Source organism: Falsiroseomonas sp. (assembly GCF_051859025.1).
Lineage (GTDB): Bacteria > Pseudomonadota > Alphaproteobacteria > Acetobacterales > Acetobacteraceae > Falsiroseomonas.
On the sequence record NZ_JBHYGL010000023.1, the window covers coordinates 397,004 to 419,795 of the forward strand.

Genomic DNA, 22,792 nt, shown 5'->3' on the forward strand with positions numbered 1-22,792 from the left:
TGCGCTGCTGTAGCTCAGTGGTAGAGCACTCCCTTGGTAAGGGAGAGGTCGAGAGTTCAATCCTCTCCAGCAGCACCATCGCATCCCGTTGAAATAGAACGGAAAGCAGGCGAACCAAGGCTTTTCGGGTATTCCGGTGATACACCGGGGTGATACACGTGGCCCTCCCCATGTGCCGACCGACCAAGCATCCGAAGACAGGCGTTTACCGCATCCGCATGAGGGTCCCGAAGGACCTGATCGTGGCAATCGGGAAGCGCGAGCGCATAGATAGCCTGGGGACTAAGAACCCGGCTGAGGCGCGGAAGCTTGCCCCCGCAGCCTGCGAACGCATCGAAGCAGAGTTCGCCGCTGCCCGTGCCGCCACTGGCCCTGCCCGCCGGCTGACGCACCGCGAGGTCATGGCGTTGTGCGGCGAGTGGTATCGGGAGTTCTTGGCGCATTGGGAGGAAGACCCCGGCGACCCCGACGATTGGCAGGCGTTCGCTGCGCTCATGGTCTCTAAGCTGGAAGACGTGGAGCAGCACGGCCCGGTCGCCCTTAAGCAGGAGCGGCAGGAGTTTGAGGACGCGCGGCGCTTCCTCACCGGTAGAGGCATTTCGGCCGACGAGGACACCGCCCGCCGCTTCGCGCTGGCGCTGATGGAAACCAAGTTGAAGGCCGCTGGCACGCTGCGGGCGAGGGGCGCCGGGGATTACTCACCCGACCCGCACCTTGCGACGTTCCCTCAGCCGCGCCAGCAGACCACCGCACGGCCCGCAGCGGCACCGCAGTTGCCCGCAGAGGGCCTGTTGAAGGCTTGGGCTGCGGAGCGGAGGCCGTCGCCCGCGACCCTGGCCAAGTATGGCGGCACGTTCCGCGCCGTTGCCCGTGTGTTGGGGTTCGATGACGTGCGGCGGATCACCCCCGACGACGTTGTGCGCTTCAAGCGGCATCGGCTGGAAACAGAGAAGCGCGACCCCGGCACCGTTGAAGACGACATTCGGAATGCGGGTGCCGTCTGCAATTGGGCCACCACAAACGGGATGCTACCGGCAAACTCGTTCGCGAAGTTGGCGCCGAAGGCGGCGCGGAAGCTTAACGCTCGTGATGGCTATGACGACGACGACGCGAAGCGAATGCTCGTTGCAGCGCGGGCTGAGACGGGGTGGCTGCGGTGGGCGCCTTGGCTTCTTTGCTTCACCGGAGCGCGGATAGGCGAACTGGCGGAACTGCGGCGGCGAGACGTTCGCGAGGACAGCGGCGTGCCCATCCTCGATATCCTGCCGCACGCGCTGAGGCCCGGGAAGAATGAGACGATGCAACGCATGATCCCGCTGCATCCGGCGCTGATCGCTGAGGGCTTCCTCGCCTATGTCGCGACGCTGCCTGCCGACCCGAACGGCCCATTGTTCCCGTCCATCAAGCCCGACCCGCACGGCAAGCGCGACACGCCAGGACAAACCACGCTGGGCCGCTGGGTTCGCGTCAAGGTGAAGATCACGGACCCGAAGAAGGCCCCGGCGCATTCGTGGCGGCACCGGATGGAAGACGAGTTGCGGAAGGTGCGGGCGCTGCCCGAAGTGCAAGACGCCATCACGGGCCGCTTCAATCCCCGCAACGCTGGCGCGGGGTATGGCAAGGGCTTTCGCGGAATGCCAGATGAGGTCTTGAAGGACTTGGAGCGAGTGCCGTCCCCGGTGCAGCCGCTTGGCGCAGAGGAGTAGCCGCCAAGGGGCGGCTTGGTGGACAAGCGTTACCGAGGTCGCGAAGGCGGGCGCACCCCAATCAAAAGCCAATGCAAGCCGCGCAACTCAAAGACCAAATGCCAGCGTCTCCCGTCGCTCGCGACCATCGGCGCGACCAGCCTGCCGGGGCCATCAAGGGAGCCCTGAAGCAGCCCCACGGGCCCGGAGGGCAGCAGCAGCGCAAGCAGATCGGGACCGGCGAGAGACTGAATGACGCGCCTGCCGGCAAGCCCGGTAGCGGCGCCCGCAATGGCACCGGCAAGGGGGTCGCGAAAAAGATTGGCAGCGGCATCCGGTGCGGTCGCTTCCGCGACGGCGCGAACAGACGGCCAATCCACCATCAGAGCAAGCGCGGCGCGGTCATTCACCGCATATGCGTTGAAGAACGCCACGGCGGATCGCTGCGCCCAATGCCAGTAGAGCAACACCGCGCCGCCGGCCAGTAGCGCCAGGATGAAAAGCAAAACGCCGAACCTGACGATGCGCCCGATCAGGGAGGCGAGCGCCTTGAAAAGCCCTGGTCCCTCCGCCCCAGGACGTGGAGCGTCAGGCGTCTCGTGCGATGGCCGAATGCGGCTCTCAGCAGCGGCGCCGAGCCCCGGCGCTGAATTGTCTAGATGCGGCTCAATTCTAGGCATCCGGCCTCGCTTCGCGCCACGTCAAGGATTGCACGCCCGCCAAAACTCGTTTCCATAGCTGGTAACGCCGAAGACCGTGCCGTGTAGCTGGATCAGCGCGAGGCGCATGAGAGCGTCGCGCGTCACGTCTTGGGCGGCCCTGTTCAAGCCGCTTGCGTCAGCCAACTCGGCGAACTTGATGACGCCTACTGTGCTGCCTTTCGATACATCCATTATCGCTTTAAATAGAAGCGCATCGTCAGGCTCCATCGCTCGCAACGTGTCGAAGAATGCCCGCCGGACCCCGCGCCCACCGCCAGCTTCCATCGCACAGGCCAACAGCGCAGCCCAAAGGTCCTGAAGTTCTGGCCGGCCTTCGTCGGCTGCGGCCTGTAGGAGAGGCAGGACAACGGAAACGCTGGGCTCATGCGGTGGACCGGCGCCGATGCGCTGGCGGATTGCGGCCGTCTTCGCCTCTAAGGCGGCCAAGTTTCGGCGCCGCTGGTGGTGGAGCCAGTCGCCACCGGCAATTCCCAGGAGGTCTTCGGGGATAGTCCCGAAGGTGTCCTTCAGCCACCCGCCAAAGGCCCGGCCAGTGCCCAAGGCATTGCTTCCAAACTTGGCAACTTCCCCCACACCGTCGCCGACCTTCCCCACCGCGACCGCTGCGGCTTTCGCCGTTTCGTCATCCATAGCGCCATCTCTTCCGGAAGCGATCTGATTTTGGCCTATCTAAGCAGAAGGGCAAGCCGCGCCGAATTGGTTTCACCTTACAAGGAGAGGCGACCGGCGCAGTTGGGTGCACCGAATGGGCCCTTGCAGGGACGCCGGCAGCCGGGACGATGGCGCGGCAGGATTGGTCCCTGTCTATGCACGGGAAAACCCGCTTCGGTGATCGCCGGCCGGGTGCAGTCAGCTTCACCGGACGGGCCCCGGCGCGGGCCATCAGGGCCCACCTATGCACGAGGAAGGCCCGCAAGCGCCCCTTCGTGCCGCCCGTCCATGGGCATTTTCACAAATCCCAACACGACCAGCACCGCCACGGTGGCGCGGGGCGAAGCGCCGGGGCCCTTCAGGGGACCTGTGGACGCGTTCGCCCTGGGCCCGTGCGCTGCCGCGTCGCGAGCAATCGAGAATATGGAAAACAAGCACAACTCTTCCCCCAACAACGCCTTTGCGGACTTCGCGACCGCTTGGGCGGACCGACCGCCGACCATCACCGCGACCGGCGTGAAGGTGCGCACGGCCAGCGGCGAAACGGTGACGGTGGACCACGACGGGTGGGCCGCGCTCCGTGCAATTTGCGATGGCCGTTCGCCCAAGCTGTTCTTCAACCTCAGCGGTCGGGGCGTCGGGTATGTCCGCTACCAAGACGCAGCGCGGGGCAATCTCGGCATGGCGGCCCGCGTGGTGCTGGGCGATGAGGTGAAGGCCGGCGACGTGGTGCGCTATCGAGACGGCAACCGCCTGAACCTCACGCGAGCGAACCTCTACTTGGCCCGTCGCAGGGCCGTGACGCAGCACCCAGCGTGAACCCTGTAGAGGCCCGGCAGGGTGGGCCATCGGACACCGACCGGGGCCGACAATTCCGGCTGAGCGCCAGCGGTCTCAGGCTCGCCGTTGGGGGCGCGGTGCGCGACCGTTTGACGCTCCCGGACACCATCGCCGCGCTTTGGCGTGAGGACGCTGAGGAGGTCACGGCGATCTTCGATAGCGCGGCGCTTCGCGACTTGGATGGGACATGCGGCCCTCTAAACGGCAGACACGGGCTTTTGGCCGAACGGATGCGCGAATTGCGAAGGCCCCAGGTGCGGCGGGCTAGACACGGCTTGACCGTCAGCGACCTCGCCGAAATGGCTGGTGTTGATCGCGAGACGATGGCGGGCGCCTTGGAGCATAACGGCTACCTAGTTCTTGTGCCCTATGGTGGGCGCCAGCGCCGCCGGCTGCTGAGCGACCACGCCGTCGCTGCGGGCTATGGCCATAATGCGGATGGCGGTCTTCTTCACGTTGGCCACCTTGAAGGCTTCAACCGTGCCAGCGTCTTCCCGGTAATCTACCCTGAACACGCCGAAGCCATCATCTGGACCCTCGACCTTGACGGCATTCGAGACAAGGCGGTCGCACTACCGGGCAAGCGGAAGCGTCTCCGTTGGCTTCTCGACCAACACGCTTACCTCCCGAATGCGCGGATCGCCTCGCTGGCAGGGTGCACGGTGTCCGCTGTTGAGAAGGCCCGGGCGCGGCGGGGAGCCGATTTTCCGGTTGCAAGTTACAGAGAGACGATAGGCGGGGACAACTTCGAGAGGTTGGCCGCCTAGCCGCGCCGCACAACGTTGGTCGCGGGTGCCGCCCGACCATCCCCCGACTCCCGTTACTATTCGGGAAGTTTTTGCCCGCAGCCTGAGAGGGCTATCGCACAGTCGGGCACGCCGCATTCCCCCCGGTGGGGGTAGGTCGCGCACCCGGCGGGCGGGGTGACGGGGGGGGGCGGGACCTACCGCGTTCCCTCCGCTGCCCGCACCTCCGCAAGCGTCGCGCCGCAGAATATGCGGGGGAAGGACGCGGAGGTGGTTAGGCAGCCGATGGCTTCGCCAGTCGTGGTATCGAGGCGCACAAGCCCGGCAGGACCAGCGGCCATCTGGTAGCGACCCGGCGGCCCGGACCGGCTTTGTGCATCTGCCCACGGCGCGGATGACAGCAGTGCCCCGCCAACGGCGCCTGCCAGGATAAGTCCGACATTCTTTGCGCTGATCCTCACGGTTCCCTCCGCATGGTGGCGCTGGATAGTGCGGACCCGTTCCGATCCTGCCAAGGTGCCTGTCGTGACAGGAACAGTGCAACGACCGTTGATCGGTTGTTGACACGATAGCGGGCGCTTCCCATTTTGTTGCGACCGCAACGGTTGAGGTCGGGACCATGGACGCCAACAGCCAAGCACGGGCCTTCGTCGCCTACCTCCGTGTTAGCACCGACCGGCAGGGCAAGAGCGGGCTTGGCCTAGAGGCCCAACAGGCTGCCATCACGGCGTTTCTGAGGCCCGGTGATCGCCTACTCGTGCCGCCCTTCGTGGAGGTGGAAAGCGGGCGGAACGGAGAGCGCCCCCAGCTTCGCGCCGCCTTGGATCGGTGCCGCCGCACCGGAGCGACCTTGCTCATCGCGAAGCTAGACCGCCTCTCCCGGGATGCTCACTTCCTCTTGGGCTTGCAGAAGGCAGGGGTGGAGTTTGTCGCCGCCGACATGCCGAACGCCAACAGGCTCACGGTCGGCATCATGGCCATGGTCGCGGAGGAAGAGGCGCGGGCCATTTCGATCCGGACAAAGGCTGCGTTGGCCGCTGCAAAGGCCCGGGGGACGAAGCTGGGCGGGGATCGTGGCTATCGGCCGCCATCCCCTCCCGATGCCAAGGCTGGCGGGGATGCTTCCGGCGCTGCCCGGTCGCTCGCTGCCGATCATGCTGCGTTCCGTGTCGCGGCGACCATCGAAGAGGCGAGGAGCGGCGGCGCTACCTCGCTTCGCCGAATGGCCGAAGCGTTGACGGCCCGGGGTGTCCCGACCCCTTCCGGTGAGGGGGCATGGACCGCGACCGCCGTTCGCCGCGTCCTGGCCCGGGTGGAGCGAGTGACGGCGCCAGCCTAGGCAGGGGAAGCGGGACCCGTCAGGGGGCTAGCGGTGCAGTCGGCTGCACCGGAAGCGCCAAACACTATGCATCAGCGAGAAGCATAAATCACCATTTCTGATAGTGAAATAACGGACAGCCTCATGTTGTTTTGCTATCCCGGCGGCGCTGCGAAATCTCAATATAGTCCCGCCATCGGGATTTTATTCTGTTATCAGAACATCTTCACTGAGCGCTTGCTCCGTCCTATTTGCGTCGGTGCCGGCACGGACCGCCGGTGACATTCGCGAGGAAGCGAGTATGCGCCTTCAATTCACCATCGATGGGTTCGGCACGTTCCTTCGTGTCGGGCCGTGGGAAGCCTATGCCCGCACTGACCGCATCGGCGCCGCGTCCTGGGGCGTGTTGCGGGAGCCGGGGGCGGTGGAGGTCGAGGCTGGGCGCGTCCGCGTGACCCTCTCACGGATGCCCGCAATGGCCCCGGAACGGCACCGTGAAGGGGCGTCAGCATGACCTCGCTGGACGACGCCGCAAAGGACGCCAAGAGGGCCGCTGCGAAGGCTGCGAAGGTCTTCGACGCGATCCGCGACGGGGGTGACGATCAAATCAGGACCACGTTGGCCCGCTTCTTTAAGGCTTCGCAGCGGGACCGGGCTCGCATCCGGGACCTTGAAGCCATCGCGAACCTTGCAGCAGAAGCGGACCCGGCGGTTGACGCTGCGATCCGGGAGGCCGCGCATAGGGTGGCCCGGATGACAGAGGCGGAGCGGATAACAGCCGCCACGCCAAAGCCAGTGAGAGAAGCGTTCTTGGCTGGCGCCCGTCTCGATCCCGGTCCCCGCGATCCTGCCCCGACCGCCCGCAAGAACGCCACGGGCCGCAGCAAGTCCGCCCCCGTCCCGCGCAAGACCGCCAAGGGGAACCCCTAGGAACTCTGTAGAGCGTCCTCTGGGGGCGGAGGCCTGTAGTGTGGCAGCCGCCCCCGTGGCACGCCCGCACGGGGCAGCGCGGGCATTCTCACGGCATCCGTGGTGACCCCATTGGCGTCCCGCCCGCGCTGCGCCTATCGTGACGGGGGCGGTATGAGGGCGCGGATCGCATCCGCATCCGGGACCGCTCGCAACGGCCAGGAACAGTATCCCCGCCCCATGCCCAAGCGCCCACCAGACGATCCACTCCCGCGCGGCATTATCTGGCGGGAAGCCAAATTCGGAAGCCTGCGGACGGGGTCGCCGCTGGCGGAATGGGCATATGTCACGCCACGCAATCCCGAAGGGCTGCCGACAAGCGAACTCCGATGGACTACCCCCGAAGCGCGGGGTGAGGTCATGCGCTTTTGGCTGTTGTCCAACTATGAGCCGTTGCCGCCCGGTCCTTGGTTTTCCTTCGACACGCCCGGAGCGGGTTGGGGCCAAGCCCCTTGGGCGCCACCCACATGGACGCCGGAAACATTACTTGCCGACGAATTTGGGGAAGCCGTCCCCGATCACGAGGTAGCCGCGCTGGCGGAAGCCTTTCAGCAGCAAGCGCCTCTGTGGACGGTCATAGCGGATCGACCGCCCGACCTCGCCCTACTGGCCCAACTCCCGGTGACGCTGGCAACTGTCCAACAGACACTGGACAGGCTTGAGGCGGCAGCGGCGGCGTTGGAACGTCAAGGTGGCGCTATTGGGCACAACGGCGGGCCCCCGCTAGTCGAACACGATACCGCATCGATCCGACAGGCGGCGGGCGAGGCGCGGGAAGCGATCCAAGACGGCGAGGCCGGCGCTGGTCGGGTCTCTAGCGCCATCGCGCGGCTTTGGGCGAAAGCCAAGGCGCTTGGGAACGGGATAATTGTGGCGGCAACTGCTATAAAGACAATCTCTGACTTTTGGGATGATGTGACGAAGGCGGCCGTCGTTCTGTTTCACGCGACTGTCGAGGCGGCTATCGCTTTGCAGGGCTGGCTCACATCGCTGTTGCCTTAGGCGCCCTCGTAGCATTGCCGATGATCCACGACGGTGATACACACGACGCATCGCAACCCGCCGGAAACCCGCAGAAAACTTAGGTTTCGTCTGCTGAGACCCGAGTTCAATCCTCTCCAGCAGCACCATCGCCACGGCCCAAGCCCCACGCGTTAGCGGGGCGCGGCCTCCCCATCGATCAACTCCATCAGGGCCTGCCGTAGTAGCAGCTCTACCCTTCCATGGGTCGGTTCCCTGATCCAGCCTCGGCGGCGGAAGGCGGTGAAGCCGCGGCTCACCGTCTCCAGCGTGAGGCCCAGGAAATCGGCGATGTCGGCGCGGGTCATCGGCATGTCCAGGACCGGGCCAGGAAGCAGCCGCCGCTGCCCGTTCTCGGCCAATGAGATCAGGAACGCGCCAGGCGAGCTTCCGCCGTGCGGCGGCCGACCGAGACAAGCTGCTCCTGCGTCGCAGCGAGTTCCTGCACGCAGAGGTCGAGGACCCGCCGCTCCAGCGCCGGATACCGGCGCATCAGCGCATCCAGCCGGGGGCGGTCGAGCCGGCAGGCGGTTGCCCCGGTGAGTAGTTGCGCGGCGAAGGGGTAGGCCGCGGCGGTGGTGTAGCCCAGCACATCACCCGTGAACCTGAAGCCCAGCACCTGTTCCCGTCCATCGGGCAGCAGGCGCACAAGCTTCGCCGTGCCGTGCACCAGCGTGAACACGTGCCCCGCCCGGTCGCCCTCCTGGAACAGGTACTCCCTGGCCCCGAAGACGACGTGCTCCGCTTCCGCGAGCACGTCGTCCAGGGTGGCGACATCGAGCGGCCTGCAAAGGCCGGCGACGCGGGATCCGCATTTGCCGCAGATCTCACCATCGCCCAGGGCGTCCCGCATCAGGCGCCGGGTCGCGTCGAGGGGGTTCACGCCTCGCCTCCTTTTTCCTCTCCCGGGGAGGGGATATCCGACTGTTTCAGTCGGCTTCAAGGGGGCTGGACAGTGCCACCTGTCAGGCCAGGCTTACTCCGGCGTCACGGTCAGGGCGTCCACCGCGATCGTCACCGTCCCGGGCCCCGCCACGGTAACAGGCGAGGCGAGCGCCGACCAGGTGAGGGGATTTCCGCCGGTTGCGGCGTCGAACAGGCCGATATGGCTCATCGTCCCGGCGGCGGCGGTGAAGGTGAAGCGGATCGCCTCCACGTTCCGCTGCTGCCCGGTGCCGGTGAAGGTCACGCGCTGGCGGGCGTAGCCGGTGCCGGCGGGTTCGCCGGTGATGCCGGCGGGGTCGGAGCCGCCGGTGCCCACGGCCGCCCAGGCCGCCGTCGGCAGCGTGGGCAGGCGGCCGCACAGGGCGCGGGCCAGCAGGTTCTTGGCGTGGTCGGTAAGGTCGGTCATGCCGATCTCCTCGGATTGGGATGCGGTGTCAGAAACTGCCGATGATGCTGCGGGACAGTTCCGGGTCTGTGGCGGCCAGGCCTGGCGGGGGGGCGATCGGCCCTTTCGTGACAAGCGCCACGAAGGCGACGCCATCCGCGGTGGTGATCGGCTGGCCACTCGGCGGGATGAAGCCGCCGATGCGGGGGTCCATGGCGGCTGCGGGGGGGTCGCCCGGGCCCGTCCAGCCGAACTGGCGCAGGCCATCCGCCGCCGCGTCAGGTGGGCCCTGCCAGCATGTCATGATCCATTCCGTCATCGGGCGCTCCTTGCTGGGTGCTGGTCGATGGGGGGCTGCTTCATGGCGCGGCCGCTCCGGACAGCAGCAGCAGCCTGGTGGTGCCGCCATCCGGGCTGAAGGCCAGCAGCGTCGCCAGCCCGTCCGGCCTGATCCTGGTCAGGCCATCGGGGTTGGTGGGCGTGGTGCCGGTGAAGCCCGTCATCGTCACGGCCAGATCCGCCCCCGTGCGATTGACGACCAGGCAGGTGAATCCGTCGCCGGTGGCGGTCCAGTCGATGGACAGGGTGGCGCCCGCATTGGCGGAGACGATGCGCGCGTGATGGGCGGCCAGTGTCAGCGGCGTCGCGGCCGAAAGGCCGACCACCGGGAGCCGCCGGCTGGTGAACTGGCCATCGACATAGCCCTTGCTGGCAGCCTGGTTCGCCGTCGTCGGATCGGCCGGCAGCACCAGGGGGCCGGTCAGGGTCACGGTGCCGGTCGGGCCGACACGGAAGCGCTCCGCCAGCGTCCCCCCATTGCGCGTTTCCACGACGAAGGCGCCGGCCTCCGCGCCCGCTGTTACCGCTTCGCTCACGCCACCGGCCCGGGCGAAGGATGTCTCCGTGCCCGTTGTGTTGTTGCCGTTGAAGGCCAGGCGGCCGACGGCATCATTCGCGGCCGGCGCCGTCGAACGCCGACGGAGCGTCACGGTCATCGGCGCCGTCATGCCCGCACCGGCGCCGAAGACGACACCGCCATTCGGATTGTTCGGGTTGTCGCCCGCGATCTCGAGTGGTGCGGCCGCCCCGGAACCGACGCTGAGCGAATAGGTGACGGTGCCGTCCTGGTTCTCGATGTCCAGTTCACCACCGAGTGTCGCCGATCGCCGCCGCAGCAGGGCTCGTTCCTGGTCGGCGGAGGAGCCCAGCGCCTGCAGGCGATTGCCGACGAGCACGATTCGGGACAGATCCGCATTCGTCTGCCCCTGGAAGGTGGCGGAACGCGTGTCGGAGGCGACGACGGAAAGGCTGTCGCCGGCGGAGGCCATGAAGACGCGCGCCGCGGGCAGGTCGCAGGCCACCAGGGTCAGCCCGCCATCCAGGACCTCGACCGCCCTGCCGGCGCCATCGCCGCCGACCATGACGCCGACGAACTGGTTGTCTCCCTGGTTCGGCGCGGATGAATTGACGCGGATCGCCGTGGACATGCTGCTGATGAAGCCGCCGACCCATTTGGTGCGGAAGGCGGTGCCCTGGATCAGCGCGCCGACCGTGGTCGGATCCTTCAGCGACAGCAGGTCATCGACGCTGCAATTGCTGAGCTGGATGGACTGCGCGCCGTTGCCGAGGTCGAAGCCCGTCCTGTAGCCATAGGCGAAGCAGCTGACGAATTCGGCGACGTCGCTGTCCTCCACGCGGAAGGCGGTGCCGGTCCGGCGGTTGTTCCAGACGGCGACGTTGCCACCGCCGGTCCAGGTGCCGGAGAAGGTGCTGCCCTGCAGGTCGACGCGGGTGCCATCCACCACCGTGACGACGAAGAGGCCGTTGGCCGGCACGCCGCTGATGCCATAGGTGTTGACGAGATCACCGGTGACGAGCCCATGCGCGGCGGAGCAGGTCACCCGCACCAGGCCGGACCCGTTGTTGGCCACGCCCGCCACACCCGCCTGGGCGAGCGAGACGTTGGAGATGTTGCCCGTCAGGAAGGGCCAGAAATGCACCTCATGGATGCGGGTGATGTCGTAGGTCCGCGTCAGGTAGATGCCGTTCTGGTTGTCGCCGCGAACGCGACGGACACTGAGACGCTGGCTGTTGTCCGACCGGATGGCCAGGTTGAAGCCCAGGATCAGCAAATCCTCCACCAGCACGTCGTGCTGGGTGCCGGACCCGTCGCCGATCGTGATCGCGGTACCCGCGAATGCCGCGCGCAGCGTGACGCCGGCGCGAAGGTTGGTGGGGGGGGCGCCAAGCCCGTCGCGGGACAGCGTCATCGCCCGCAGCGTCGCGGCCCGCATCACGCGCACGGTCCGCGCGGGATCGATGATGAGCGTGCCGGGAATGCCGCGGTAGTCGGCCGCGGCTCGCTGGCCGCCCGGGAAGGTCGTGGGGCCTTCCAGGCAGACATTCTCCAGCACCGTAATGTCGGATGCGACGACGCGGTAGCGGCGCGGGCCAAGGCGGACGGTGCCGCCACCAGCCGCGGAGGCCGCGTTGATGGCGGCCTGGATGGCGGCGGCATCATCGGTGGTGCTGTTGCCCACGGCGCCATAGTCGCGCACATGGAACATGCGTTCGGCGTGCACGCCGGCCGTGATCTGCGCGAAGGTGGCGCGCCGCGTCTGTGCCGCGCTGCCGCTGCCCTGCACGAAGGGCGTGATATCCGCGGCGGCCAGCGCGGAAGCGACTGGCAGTTCTGAAATCCTGGCGTCAGCCATCGTTGGGTCCTGTCCTGGTCTGGGGCGGGGGAGGGGCTCGGACGGTCAGATCAGGACCCGACCGCCATCCTCCAGCAGCAGCGACACGCCGGTCTGGAGCAGCAGCCCATAGGGCGCGGTGACGGCGAAGGGCGCGGAACTGTCGGCCACGGCGGGGTCGATCGTGGCCTGGACCCGCATGCGGTAGCCCGATCCGGCCGGCGGCGCGGGCAGGGTCGCGGTGGCGGTGCCGGCGGAAACCGCCGCGGTCTGCGGGCCACGGACCGTGGCGCCCGTGGCGTCGCTGATGCTGAAGGCAACCTCGGGCACCGGCCCTACGATCGTGGCCTGGGCATTGACCGTGCCGTTGGCGACGATGCCGGCGGCGAGCGGCGCGAGCACCGCGGTCATCGCGACCGCCGTCGCGGCCTGCCGGACGGAGAAGCGCTGCGCCGCCGTCCTGTTGACCCGGAAGGGCGCGGCCGCCGTATCCAGCACGACGCCGGCGGCCACGACGCTGCTGGACCGGACCGGCAGCAGGCCGACGGAATCGGACGATTGCAGCAGGATCAGGTCACCGGTGGTGATCCGGCTCGCCGCCGGGGAGAAGTAGTTGGCGCCCAGCGCCGTCGCCCGCGTATCGCTCGTCCTGTAGAGCCAGAGCGTGAAGCCGCTCCCGGTCAGGAGGGGGATGAGGGAGGTGTTGTCGAAGGGCATCGTCGTCTCCGTTCGGACAGCGGGCTACCACGAGCGCGCGGATCCGCGCGCCCCGGTGATCCGGGGGTGGAATGGGGATTATCATCCTGTCAGCGGGCAGTGCCTGCTGGGGTCAGGACTGGGTTGCAGGGGGCTAGGACGGGTGCCCTTCGCGCGTATTCCGCTGATATTGCGCTGTTTGCGCAAATCCGGGGCGGCGAGCGGGGCGCAACTCGCCCCTTGGCCCGCCATGCGTACAAGGGGGCGAGGCAAAGGTCAAGGAAAAAAGACCTAGTTTCGTTTCGGCTGCTGCCCTGATGCAGGATCGCGATGCCGTGTTAGGCTCAACCCGCCATTGAATCGCGGGAGTGCTCGAATGATGCGTCGTATGGCCGTGATGGCGGCCTTGCTGGTGTCGGCCTGCCTGTCGCCCTTGGCGCAGGCGCAGCAGCCGCAACAGGTCGTCAACGTCTTCAACTGGAACGACTATATCGACCCCTACATGGTCCAGCGCTTCGTGCGGGAGACGGGCATCCGCGTCCGCTACGACATCTACGACAGCCTGGAGACGCTGGAAGGCCGCATGTCCGCCGGCCGCACCGGCTACGATATCGTCGTGCCGACCAGCGAGCCGACCTTCTCCCGACTCGCCCGTGCCGGGGCGTTCCGGCCGCTCGATCGCAGCCTGATCCCCAACCTCGCCAACATCGACCCGGCGCTGCAGCAGCAGGTGGCGAGTTCCGATCCCGAGAACCGCTTCGGCGCGCTCTACCTCTATGGAACCATCGGTCTGGGCATCAATGTGGACCGCGTCCGCGCCCTGGCGCCCGATGCGCCCATGGACAGCCTTCGGCTGATGTTCGACCCCGCGAATGCACGGCGGCTCCAGCGCTGTGGCATCGTCATGATGGACAGCGCCTCCGACGTCATCCCGATGGTGTTGCGCTACCTCGGCAAGGACCCGAACAGCACGAGTCCCGAAGACCTGCGTGAGGTCGAGCGCACGCTGATGACGATCCGCCCCTTCATCCGCGCCTTCTCCTCCGGCGGGGTGATCGAGGCGCTGGCCGGTGGGCAGTTCTGCATGGCCTTCGCCTATTCCGGCGACGTCATCCAGGCGGCGGCGCGCGCGGAGGAAGCGAATCGCGGCGTCAACATCCAGTACATCGCGCCGAGGGAAGGCGCGCAGCTCTGGTTCGACCTGCTGGCGATCCCGGCGGATGCGCCGAACCCGGCGGCGGCGCATGCCTTCATCAACTTCCTCCTCCAGCCCGACGTGATGGCCAACATCACGAATCATGTCCGCTACCCCAACGGGGTGCCGGCCAGCCGGCCGCTGGTGGCGGCGGAAGTGGCGAATGATCCCTCCGTCTTCCCGACGGACGAGATGCGCGCGCGCTTCTTCACCATCGGCGCCGTGCCCCAGGCCGCGGAACGCGCCCGCAACCGCGTCTGGGCGCGTTTCAAGGCTGGCCGATGAGTAGTGCGGTCGCGGCACGGCCCGGTACGGCCGAGCCCTGGCGCGACCCGGCGGCGGATCCGTTCCTGCGGATCGAGGGGGTGACGAAGCGCTTCGACGGCTTCGTCGCCCTGGATGCCGTGACGCTGCCGATCTACCGCGGTGAGTTGTTCGCCCTGCTCGGCGCCTCCGGCTCGGGCAAATCGACCCTGCTTCGCTGCCTGGCCGGCTTCATCGAACCGGATGCCGGCCGCATCGTGCTGGATGGCCAGGACCTGGCCGGCGTGCCGCCCTATGAGCGGCCCATCAACATGATGTTCCAGTCCTATGCGCTGTTCCCGCACATGACGGTGGCGCAGAACATCGGCTTCGGCCTGCGCCAGGAAGGCGCGCCCAAGGCGGTGATCGCCGACCGGGTGGCGGAGATGCTGGCGCTGGTCCAGATGGAAGGCTTCGGCGGCCGCAAGCCTTCCGCCCTGTCCGGCGGCCAGAAGGCCCGCGTCGCGCTGGCCCGGGCGCTCGCCAAGCGTCCCAAGCTGCTGCTGCTGGACGAACCGCTTTCCGCGCTGGACAAGAATCTGCGGGAGGCGACGCAGTTCGAACTGGTGAACATCCAGGAACGCACCGGCACCACCTTCGTCATCGTCACCCATGACCAGGAGGAGGCGATGACCATGGCCACGCGCCTTGCGGTGATGGATCGCGGCACGCTGGCGCAGGTGGGCACGCCCGGGGAGGTCTATGAATTCCCCAACAGCCGCTTCACCGCCGAATTCCTCGGCACCGCCAACATCCTGGAAGGGGTGGTCGAGGCAGCGGACGACCAGGTGACGCGGATCGGCAGTTCGGAACTGGATTTCGACATCCTGGCGGAGGCAGGCGCCCTCAAGCCCATCGGCAGCCGCGCCTTCGTCGCCATCCGGCCCGAGCGCATGCGGATCGAGCGCACGGACCCCGCCACGCCGCTGGGCGACAACCGCCTGGTCGGGCGGGTGCGGGACATCGCCTATTTCGGGGACTTCTTCATGTATTACGTGGTCCTCGACTCGGGGAAGGAGATCCGCGTCAGCCAGCCCAACCTGCGGCGCATGACGGCGCGGCCGGTGGATTGGGAAGACCGTGTCGCCGTCACCTGGGATGCCGAAGCGAGCATGGTGCTGCCTGAATGAAGGGGCGGCTTGGCCGCGCCCTGGTGCTGGCCCTTCCCTGGACCTGGATGGCGCTGTTCTTCGTGGTGCCCTTCCTGATCGTGCTGAGCATCGCCTTCGCGGAACCGAGCGAGGGCCTGCCGCCCTACACCCCCCTGCTGCGCTGGAGCGAGGAGGGCGGGCCGGTCATCCAGCTGAACCTGGCGAATTTCCGCCTGTTCCTGGAAGACCCCTTCTACCTGGAGGCTGGGCTGCGCAGCCTTCGCGTCGCGGCGATCTCCGCCACCCTCTGCCTGCTGGTGGGCTACCCCATGGCGCTGGCCATCGCGCGCGCGCCGGAACGCTGGCGCGCCGTGCTGCTGATGCTGGTGATCCTGCCCTTCTGGACGTCCTTCCTGCTGCGGATCACCGCCTGGATCGGCATCCTGCAGGACCAGGGCTGGCTGAACGGGGCGCTGATGGCGCTGGGGCTGATCCAGGAACCGCTGCACCTGCTCTATACCGACCTCGCCCTCTATATCGGCATCACCTACTGCTACCTGCCCTTCATGGTCCTGCCGCTCTACGCCACGCTTTCGAAGCTCGATCCGGCCCTGCTGGAGGCGGCGGAGGATCTGGGCGCCAGGCCCTGGCGCGCCTTCCTGCAGGTGACGCTGCCGCTGTCGATGCCCGGTGTCGTCGCGGGCTTCCTGCTGGTCTTCATCCCCGCGGTGGGGGAGTTCGTGATCCCGGAACTGCTCGGCGGCCCTGACGCCCAATTGGTCGGCCGCGTGCTGTGGACGGAGTTCTTCCAGAACCGGGACTGGCCATTGGCCTCCGCCCTGGCGGTCGTCCTGCTTCTGCTGCTGGTCGCGCCCATTGCGCTGTTCCAGGCCCGCGCGGCGCGGGGAGGGGGCTAGCCATGCGGCGCGCTTCGAAGCTGGCCGTGCCGCTCGGGCTCGGCTTTGCCTTCCTCTACCTCCCGATCCTGCTGATGGTGCTGTTCTCCTTCAACGACAGCCGCCTGGTGACCAGCTTCACCGGCTTCTCCGCGCGCTGGTACGTCGCCTTGTGGGAGAATGAGGCGCTGATGGGGGCGGCGGTCCTGTCGTTCCGCATCGCGGCTGTCTCCGCCACCATGGCGACCGTGCTGGGCGTGGTGGCGGGTTTCGCGCTGGCGCGGATGGGCCGCTTCCGCGGCCGGGCGGCCTTCGCCGGCGCCATGGCGGCACCGCTGGTGATGCCGGAAGTCATCACCGGCCTTTCCCTGCTGCTGATGTTCGTGGCGATGGAGCAGGCCTTCGGCTTCCCGGCCGGACGCGGGGCGGACACGGTCGCCATCGCCCACGCCACCTTCGGGGCCGCCTATGTGGCGGTGGTGGTGCAGGCCCGGCTGGCCGATTTCGACACCAGCCTGGAGGAAGCGGCCATGGACCTCGGCGCCAGGCCCTGGAAGGTCTTCTTCCTGATCACCCTGCCAGTGATCGCCCCGGCCATCGCCGCGGGCTGGCTGCTGGCCTTCACCCTCTCCCTCGACGATCTTGTGATCGCCAGCTTCGTCTCCGGGCCGGGCGCTTCCACCCTGCCCATGGTCATCTTCTCCGCCGTCCGGTTGGGGCTGACGCCGGACCTCTATGCGCTGGCGACGCTGCTGGTGGCGGTGGTGGCGATCGGGATCGCAATTGCCACCTGGGTCGTGATGCCGCGGCGCCCGCGCTGAGCGAAACCTTTGCCATGCTTTATCCACAAGGCTCCTCCAGGATCGACGCATGCGCACCGCCGGGCTGACCCTTGCCGCCTGCCTTCTGCTGCTCTCCGCCTGTGCCGAACGCTGGGCCCGGCCGGGCACCAGCGAGGCGGAGGCGGATGTGATGGTCGAGGCCTGCCGGAACGAGGCCGCGCTGGCCGTCCCGCCCCAATTCGTCTGGCAGATGACCTCCCCCGCGCGCATCGAGCGCGACCGGGATTGCTGGCGGGATCGCGGCCAGGAACGCTGCCGCGTGACCGAACGCTACCGCCCCGCCCAGTATTCCCAGGTGGATATCAACAACGGCCCCCGGGAAGGCTGGCGCCGCAGCTGCATGGCGGAACGCGGCTTCACCTTCCAGGGATACCGCCCGCTCCGCCTTGAATAGAGGCAGGACGGTGGACGATCGGTGCAACCGGGTCTAGGAAACCATCCGCCGCCCGGCATGGGCTGGGCAGGGACGCCGGACAAGCCATGAACCTCATCGCCGATCGCCTCGACCGCATCTCGCCCTCGCTGACCATCGCCATGACGGCGAAGGCGCGCGCGCTGAAGGCCGCGGGGAAGGATGTGATCTCCCTCGCCGCGGGCGAGCCCGATTTCGACACCCCCCGCAACGTGAAGGACGCGGCGATCGCGGCCATCGAGCGCGGCGAGACGAAGTATACGGACGTTGCCGGCACCATGGCGCTGCGCACGGCGGTCTGCCAGAAATTCAAGCGCGACAACAACATCGACTACAAGCCGGAGGAGATCCTGGTCGCCACCGGCGGCAAGCAGGTGATCTTCGATGCGCTGGTAGCCACCATCAACCCGGGTGACGAGGCGATCATCCCCGCCCCCTGCTGGGTGAGCTACCCGGACATCGTGGCGCTCGCCGAGGGCAAGCCCGTGATCGTCCCCTGCGGCCCGAACCAGGGCTTCAAGATGACGCCGGAGCAGCTGGAAGCGGCGATCACGCCCAAGACCAAGTGGCTGATCCTGAACAACCCTTCCAACCCCACCGGCGCCGGCTATTCGGCGGAGGAGCTGAAGGGCCTGGCCGAGGTCCTGCTGCGCCACCCCGATGTGTGGATCTTCTCGGACGACATCTATGAGAAGCTGACCTACGGCATCAAGTTCGCGACGATCGTCGAGGTGGAGCCGCGCCTCAAGGACCGCACGGTCACGATGAATGGCTGTTCCAAGGCCTATGCCATGACCGGCTGGCGCATCGGCTTCGCCGGCGCGCCCATCCAGCTCATCAAGGCGATGGACAAGCTGCAGAGCCAGTCCACCTCCAACACCTCCTCCATCAGCCAGGCCGCGGCTATCGAGGCGCTGACCGGCCAGCAGGACAGCGTGGAGGAGATGCGCGTCGTCTATCAGCGCCGCCGCGACCTGGTCGTCGGCATGCTGAACAAGGCGCAGGGCGTCCGTTGCCCGACTCCGGAAGGCGCCTTCTACGTATTCCCGGACATCCGCGGCTGCCTCGGCAAGACCAGCGCATCCGGCAAGAAGATCGAGACCTGCGAGGATTTCTGCATCGGGCTGCTGGAGGAACAGGGTGTCGCCACCGTGCACGGCGCGGCCTTCATGTTCCCCGGCCATTTCCGCATCAGCTACGCGACCGATGATGCGTCCCTGACCGATGCCTGCACCCGCATCCAGGCCTTCTGCGCCGGCCTGAAGTGACGCCATGCGATGACCGGAAGGCCGCTGGCCTGAAGGTCTGAATCGCATGGCCAGCCAAGCCTTCCGCCTCCGCCCCGCGGCGGAGGCGGATTTCGAACCGATGCTCGCGCTGTCCATCAGGGTGATGCGCGCGCATCTGGAGCGTATCGGCCGCTACGACCCCGACCGTCGCCGCGCCCGGATGCGCAAGCAGTTCGAGGCAGGCATCCTGAACGTCATCGAGCGTGACGGCGCGATGATCGGCTGCGTGGGCATCGAGCAGGCCAGCGACGCCATCGAGATCCACAGCCTGTTCCTGGAGCCCGAGGCGCAGGGCAGTGGCCTGGGTGCCGCCGTTTTCCGCGCCATCCACGCCAGCCACCCCGGCCGCGCCTTCGCGATCGAGGTGCTGAAGGAAAGCCCGGCTCGGCGCTTCTGGGAACGGCTCGGCTTCGTCGTGACCGGCGAGCAACCCTTTGACTGGGTGTTGCACCGCGCGCCGGATTGAGCGGCCGCCCCGGCTTGGCTACATGACGGGCATTCGTACTGGAAACCGGTCACCATGCCCGCTCTTGCCACCAGGCTGAACGACATCAAGCTCGCCGCCACGGCGGTGATGACGAACCGAGCGCGGGAGATCGCGGCCTCCGGCCAGAAGGTCATCAGCCTGGCGATCGGGGAGCCCAATTTCGACAGCCCCCGCCACGCGATCGAGGCCGGTTACCAGGCCGCGCTGCGGGGCGAGACCAAGTACCCGCCCCAGGACGGCACTCGCGCGCTCAAGGAAGCCGTGCAGCGCAAGTTCAAGCGCGACAACAACCTGGATTACGCGCTGAACGAGATCATGATCTCCAACGGCGGCAAGCAGGTGATCATGAACGCGCTGTTCGGCACCTGCGATCCGGGTGACGAGGTGCTGATCCCTGCGCCCTACTGGACCTCCTACGCCGAGATGGCGAAGCTCGCCACCGCGACGCCCGTCACCATCGCCTGCCCGCAGAACAACGGCTTCAAGCTGCGCCCGGAAGATTTGGACGCCGCCATCACGCCGAAGACCAAGTGGCTGTTCCTGAACTTCCCGAACAACCCGACCGGCGCGGCGTGCTCGCGGGCGGAGATGAAGGCGCTGGCGGAGGTGCTGCTGAAGCACCCGCATGTCTGGGTGCTGACGGACGACATGTATGAGCACCTCGTCTATGACGGGTTCGAGTTCTGCACCATCGCGGATGTGGAGCCGCGGCTGAAGGACCGGGTGCTGACGGTCAATGGCGTGTCCAAGACCTATGCCATGACGGGCTGGCGCATCGGCTTCTGCGGCGGGCCGAAGAACCTCATCGCCGCCATGGTGAACATGCAGAGCCAGATCAGCGCCGGCACCAGCAGCGTCGGCCAGGCCGCCGCCATCGCCGCGCTGGACGGGCCTCAGGACGGCGTGAAGGAACGCGCGGAGATCTATCGCGAGCGCCGGAACATGGTCGTCGATATGCTGAACCAGGCCCCCGGCATCCAGTGCCACCGGCCGGAAGGCGCCTTCTACGTCTTCCCGAATGTCGCGGGCTGCCTCGGCAAGACCAGCAAGGGCGGGCGCAGGATCGAGACCGACCTCGATTTCGCCCTGGCGGTGCTGGAGGAAGCGCATGTCGCGACGGTGCATGGCAGCGCCTATGGCATGAGCCCCTATATCCGCATCTCCTACGCCACGGACACGGAAAGCCTGCGGGAGGCCTGCACCCGCATCCAGGAGTTCTGCAAAGGCCTGTCGTGACCAGCCTCCGCCCCGGCCGGGACAGCGACGAGGCAGGCTTCATCGCGCTGATCGGCGCCTGCTGGGCCGAATACCCGAACTGCATCCTGGACGTGGATGCAGAGGTGCCGGAGCTTCGGGCGCTGGCCACCTATTTCGCCGAGGCCGGCGGCGCGCTCTGGGTGGCGGAACGCGATGGCCGCGTCATCGGCATGGCGGCGGTGCGGCCGCTGAACCAGGACCAGGCCTGGGAGATCTGCAAGGTCTATGTGGCGGCGGATTCCCGCGGCACGGGCCTCGCGCACCAGCTGCTGGAGGCAGCCGAGGCGCACGCGCTGGCGGCCGGCGCGCATCGCCTGGTGCTCTGGACCGATACGCGCTTCGAAGCGGCGCATCGCTTCTACGAGAAGCGCGGCTTCGTCCGGCAGGGCTCCATCCGCATCCTGGACGACATCTCCCACAGCCTGGAGTTCCGCTACACCAAGCCCATCCGCGGCCTGGTGGTGGAAGCGCTGGACGCCGCCGCGGCGGCGAGCGCGGAGCGCGCCCTGGCGACGCTGCTGGTGGATTGCGTGGCGGAGGGTGCCAGCCTGTCCTACCTGCCGCCGCTGGCGCCCGCCGTGGCGCGGGATGCCTGGAAGCGCGTGTCGTCGGAGATCGCGCTCGGCAGGCGGGTCCTGCTGGTCGCCTGGCTCGACGGCGTGCTGGTCGGCACCGTGCAGCTCGGCCTGGCGACGCAGCCGAACCAGCCGCATCGCGTGGATGTGGAAAAGCTGATGGTTGCCCCTGGCCATCGCCGGCAGGGCGTCGGACGGGCGCTGATGCGTCGCGTGGACCAGACCGCACGCGGCATCGGCCGCCGCCTGATGGTGCTGGATACACGCCGGGGCACGGCGGCGGAGGCGCTGTACCGCGCCACCGGCTGGAACGAGGCCGGCAGCATCCCGGGCGGCGAGTTGGATGCCGCGATGCAGCCCCACGACATCCTCTATTTCTGGAAGGCGGTCCCATGATCTCGCCCGAGCATGTCCGGCTCATGGCCGCCTACAACGCGGAGATGAACCGCCGCCTCTACGCCGCCGCGGAGCGGTTGGGCGATGCGCAGCGGCGGGAGGATCGCGGTGCCTTCTTCGGCTCCATCCATGGCACGCTGAACCACCTGGTCTGGGGCGACACCACCTGGATGTCGCGCTTCGCGGGGTGGGAGGCACCGAAGGTCGGCATCCCCGCCAGCGTGGCGCTGCACGGGGATTGGGCCGTGCTGAAGCGGGTCCGTGCCGAGACCGATGCGCGGATCGAGGCCTGGGCCGCGACCGTCGATCCCGCTTGGCTGTCCGGCACGCTGTCCTGGTTCAGCGGTGCGATGCAGCGGGATGTCACGCGCCCGACCTGGGTGCTGGTCACGCATTTCTTCAACCACCAGACCCATCACCGCGGCCAGGCCCACGCCCTCATCACCGGCTTCGGCGAGAAGACGGGGGATACCGATATCCCCTTCATCCTTCCCTTCGACTGAGGAAGCCGTCCAGCGCGGCCAGCACCTCTCCCGGCGCTTCCTCCGCCAGGTAATGCCCTGAATTGACCGGCCCGCCTGTGACGGGCCCCTTGGCGTAGCGGCGCCAGACCTCCAGCGGCTGGTACCACACGCCGACCTTGCCCTTGGCGCCCCACAGCGCCAGCAGCGGGCATTGCACCTTCACGCCCGCTTCGCGGCTTGCGCGGTCATGCACCAGGTCGATGGTGGTGGCGGCGCGGTAATCCTCGCAGATCGCCTCCACCGTGCCGGGCGCGTGCAACGCCGCCAGGTAGTCCGCGCGCGCCTCGGGGTGAAAGAAGCCCTTGTCCTTCGGTTCGCGGGAGGTGTGCATGTCGAACCAATCCTCGACATCGCGCAGGATCAGGCGCTCGGGCTTCGGGTGCGGCTGGGCCAGCCAGAACCAGTGATAGTAGCCGAGCGCGAAATCCATGTCGGCGTGTTCGAAGTGGTGCATCGTCGGCACGATATCCATCGTGCATAGACGCTCCACGGCCTGCGGCGAATCCAGCGCCATCCGGTGTGCCACCCGCGCGCCGCGGTCATGCGCCACCACCTGGAAGCGATCGAAGCCGAGGCCGCGCATCAGCGCCACCATATCCGCCGCCATCGCACGCTTCGAATAGGCGGCATGGTCGGCGGAGACGGGCGGCTTGCCGGAAAGCCCATAGCCCCGCAGGTCCGGGCAGACCACGGTGAAGCGTTCCGCCAGCACCGGCGCCACCTGGTGCCACATGGCATGGGTCTGCGGGTTGCCGTGCAGCAGCAGCAGGGGAGGGCCCTTGCCGCCGCGGCGCAGGCGCAGCGCCTGGCCATCGGCGTCGCGCATCTCCTCGATGAAGCCCTCGAACATGGCGG

26 protein-coding genes and 1 tRNA gene are annotated in these 22,792 nt (G+C 67.7%); 18 read left to right on the forward strand and 9 right to left on the reverse strand.

The features are described from left to right. The first annotated feature begins 3 nt into the window (after positions 1-3). Together ACTIE5_RS19760 and ACTIE5_RS19765 are read left to right on the forward strand one after the other, a co-directional pair. Positions 4-78: transfer RNA gene (locus ACTIE5_RS19760), tRNA-Thr, on the forward strand. An 80-nt stretch (positions 79-158) separates the two neighbouring features. Beyond that, positions 159-1,706 (forward strand): DUF6538 domain-containing protein, encoded by a 1,548-nt coding sequence (locus ACTIE5_RS19765; protein WP_439551433.1) that lies wholly within the window; start codon positions 159-161, stop codon positions 1,704-1,706. Positions 1,707-1,735: 29 nt separating this feature from the next. Here the strand turns inward: ACTIE5_RS19765 and ACTIE5_RS19770 are convergent, their stop codons facing one another. Further along, positions 1,736-2,191 carry a hypothetical protein gene (locus ACTIE5_RS19770; RefSeq protein WP_439551434.1) on the reverse strand — a complete coding sequence of 152 codons (456 nt, stop codon included), beginning with the start codon at positions 2,189-2,191 and terminating at the stop codon, positions 1,736-1,738. Positions 2,192-2,386: 195 nt separating this feature from the next. After that, entirely contained in the window at positions 2,387-3,037 is a 651-nt protein-coding gene (locus ACTIE5_RS19775; protein WP_439551435.1) for an Abi-alpha family protein, read from the reverse strand. A gap of 444 nt (positions 3,038-3,481) precedes the next feature. On the opposite strand from ACTIE5_RS19775, the gene ACTIE5_RS19780 reads away from it, so the two are divergent. From ACTIE5_RS19780 to ACTIE5_RS19805, 6 genes are all read left to right on the forward strand, one after another. Further along, positions 3,482-3,877, forward strand: coding sequence for a hypothetical protein (locus ACTIE5_RS19780; RefSeq protein ID WP_439551436.1), 396 nt, complete (start codon positions 3,482-3,484; stop codon positions 3,875-3,877). A gap of 296 nt (positions 3,878-4,173) precedes the next feature. Next, positions 4,174-4,665, forward strand: coding sequence for a hypothetical protein (locus ACTIE5_RS19785; RefSeq protein ID WP_439551437.1), 492 nt, complete (start codon positions 4,174-4,176; stop codon positions 4,663-4,665). 598 nt (positions 4,666-5,263) lie between these two features. Continuing rightward, a complete protein-coding gene (locus ACTIE5_RS19790) occupies positions 5,264-5,983 on the forward strand; it encodes a recombinase family protein (protein WP_439551438.1) in 720 nt (239 codons plus the stop codon). Positions 5,984-6,263: 280 nt separating this feature from the next. After that, positions 6,264-6,476, forward strand: a complete 213-nt coding sequence (locus ACTIE5_RS19795) for a hypothetical protein (protein WP_439551439.1) — start codon at positions 6,264-6,266, stop codon at positions 6,474-6,476. Beyond that, positions 6,473-6,892 (forward strand): hypothetical protein, encoded by a 420-nt coding sequence (locus ACTIE5_RS19800; RefSeq protein WP_439551440.1) that lies wholly within the window; start codon positions 6,473-6,475, stop codon positions 6,890-6,892. Before ACTIE5_RS19795 ends, ACTIE5_RS19800 begins: the two co-directional genes overlap by 4 nt. Before the next feature lie 399 nt (positions 6,893-7,291). Then, positions 7,292-7,933: a hypothetical protein gene (locus ACTIE5_RS19805; RefSeq protein WP_439551441.1), complete on the forward strand. Its 642-nt coding sequence runs from the start codon at positions 7,292-7,294 to the stop codon at positions 7,931-7,933. A gap of 152 nt (positions 7,934-8,085) precedes the next feature. Here ACTIE5_RS19805 and ACTIE5_RS19810 read toward each other — a convergent pair whose 3' ends face one another. The 6 genes from ACTIE5_RS19810 to ACTIE5_RS19835 all read right to left on the reverse strand — a co-directional run bounded on the left by ACTIE5_RS19810 (position 8,086) and on the right by ACTIE5_RS19835 (position 12,691). After that, positions 8,086-8,313: a helix-turn-helix domain-containing protein gene (locus tag ACTIE5_RS19810; protein ID WP_439551442.1), complete on the reverse strand. Its 228-nt coding sequence runs from the start codon at positions 8,311-8,313 to the stop codon at positions 8,086-8,088. Between the two features lie 5 nt (positions 8,314-8,318). Next, positions 8,319-8,834 (reverse strand): Crp/Fnr family transcriptional regulator, encoded by a 516-nt coding sequence (locus ACTIE5_RS19815; protein ID WP_439551443.1) that lies wholly within the window; start codon positions 8,832-8,834, stop codon positions 8,319-8,321. A 93-nt stretch (positions 8,835-8,927) separates the two neighbouring features. Beyond that, positions 8,928-9,302 (reverse strand): phage tail fiber protein, encoded by a 375-nt coding sequence (locus tag ACTIE5_RS19820; protein ID WP_439551444.1) that lies wholly within the window; start codon positions 9,300-9,302, stop codon positions 8,928-8,930. Between the two features lie 28 nt (positions 9,303-9,330). Continuing rightward, positions 9,331-9,600, reverse strand: a complete 270-nt coding sequence (locus ACTIE5_RS19825; RefSeq protein ID WP_439551445.1) for a hypothetical protein — start codon at positions 9,598-9,600, stop codon at positions 9,331-9,333. A 40-nt stretch (positions 9,601-9,640) separates the two neighbouring features. Then, the gene (locus ACTIE5_RS19830; RefSeq protein WP_439551446.1) at positions 9,641-11,995 is read right to left on the reverse strand and encodes a glycosyl hydrolase family 28-related protein; all 2,355 of its coding nucleotides are present in this window, start codon (positions 11,993-11,995) and stop codon (positions 9,641-9,643) included. Positions 11,996-12,040: 45 nt separating this feature from the next. Then, a complete protein-coding gene (locus ACTIE5_RS19835; protein WP_439551447.1) occupies positions 12,041-12,691 on the reverse strand; it encodes a hypothetical protein in 651 nt (216 codons plus the stop codon). Positions 12,692-13,046: 355 nt separating this feature from the next. On the opposite strand from ACTIE5_RS19835, the gene ACTIE5_RS19840 reads away from it, so the two are divergent. The 10 genes from ACTIE5_RS19840 to ACTIE5_RS19885 all read left to right on the forward strand — a co-directional run bounded on the left by ACTIE5_RS19840 (position 13,047) and on the right by ACTIE5_RS19885 (position 21,916). Further along, the gene (locus tag ACTIE5_RS19840) at positions 13,047-14,150 is read left to right on the forward strand and encodes an extracellular solute-binding protein (RefSeq protein ID WP_439551448.1); all 1,104 of its coding nucleotides are present in this window, start codon (positions 13,047-13,049) and stop codon (positions 14,148-14,150) included. Then, positions 14,147-15,298, forward strand: a complete 1,152-nt coding sequence (locus ACTIE5_RS19845) for an ABC transporter ATP-binding protein (protein WP_439551449.1) — start codon at positions 14,147-14,149, stop codon at positions 15,296-15,298. Before ACTIE5_RS19840 ends, ACTIE5_RS19845 begins: the two co-directional genes overlap by 4 nt. Continuing rightward, positions 15,295-16,176: an ABC transporter permease subunit gene (locus tag ACTIE5_RS19850; protein ID WP_439551450.1), complete on the forward strand. Its 882-nt coding sequence runs from the start codon at positions 15,295-15,297 to the stop codon at positions 16,174-16,176. Before ACTIE5_RS19845 ends, ACTIE5_RS19850 begins: the two co-directional genes overlap by 4 nt. 2 nt (positions 16,177-16,178) lie before the next feature. Further along, a complete protein-coding gene (locus ACTIE5_RS19855) occupies positions 16,179-16,976 on the forward strand; it encodes an ABC transporter permease subunit (protein WP_439551451.1) in 798 nt (265 codons plus the stop codon). A gap of 49 nt (positions 16,977-17,025) precedes the next feature. Continuing rightward, on the forward strand, positions 17,026-17,391 hold the full coding sequence (locus tag ACTIE5_RS19860; RefSeq protein WP_439551452.1) for a hypothetical protein: 366 nt from the start codon (positions 17,026-17,028) through the stop codon (positions 17,389-17,391). 86 nt (positions 17,392-17,477) lie between these two features. Next, complete coding sequence (locus ACTIE5_RS19865) at positions 17,478-18,677, forward strand: pyridoxal phosphate-dependent aminotransferase (protein WP_439551453.1); 1,200 nt, start codon at positions 17,478-17,480, stop codon at positions 18,675-18,677. Between the two features lie 46 nt (positions 18,678-18,723). Beyond that, positions 18,724-19,164: a GNAT family N-acetyltransferase gene (locus ACTIE5_RS19870; RefSeq protein WP_439551454.1), complete on the forward strand. Its 441-nt coding sequence runs from the start codon at positions 18,724-18,726 to the stop codon at positions 19,162-19,164. A gap of 54 nt (positions 19,165-19,218) precedes the next feature. Next, positions 19,219-20,421, forward strand: coding sequence for a pyridoxal phosphate-dependent aminotransferase (locus ACTIE5_RS19875; protein ID WP_439551455.1), 1,203 nt, complete (start codon positions 19,219-19,221; stop codon positions 20,419-20,421). Next, positions 20,418-21,413, forward strand: coding sequence for a GNAT family N-acetyltransferase (locus tag ACTIE5_RS19880; RefSeq protein ID WP_439551456.1), 996 nt, complete (start codon positions 20,418-20,420; stop codon positions 21,411-21,413). The genes ACTIE5_RS19875 and ACTIE5_RS19880 overlap by 4 nt, the downstream gene beginning before the upstream one ends. After that, the gene (locus tag ACTIE5_RS19885; RefSeq protein ID WP_439551457.1) at positions 21,410-21,916 is read left to right on the forward strand and encodes a DinB family protein; all 507 of its coding nucleotides are present in this window, start codon (positions 21,410-21,412) and stop codon (positions 21,914-21,916) included. The genes ACTIE5_RS19880 and ACTIE5_RS19885 overlap by 4 nt, the downstream gene beginning before the upstream one ends. Here the strand turns inward: ACTIE5_RS19885 and ACTIE5_RS19890 are convergent. Then, complete coding sequence (locus ACTIE5_RS19890; RefSeq protein WP_439551458.1) at positions 21,897-22,787, reverse strand: alpha/beta fold hydrolase; 891 nt, start codon at positions 22,785-22,787, stop codon at positions 21,897-21,899. The genes ACTIE5_RS19885 and ACTIE5_RS19890 overlap by 20 nt on opposite strands. Positions 22,788-22,792: the final 5 nt, after the last annotated feature.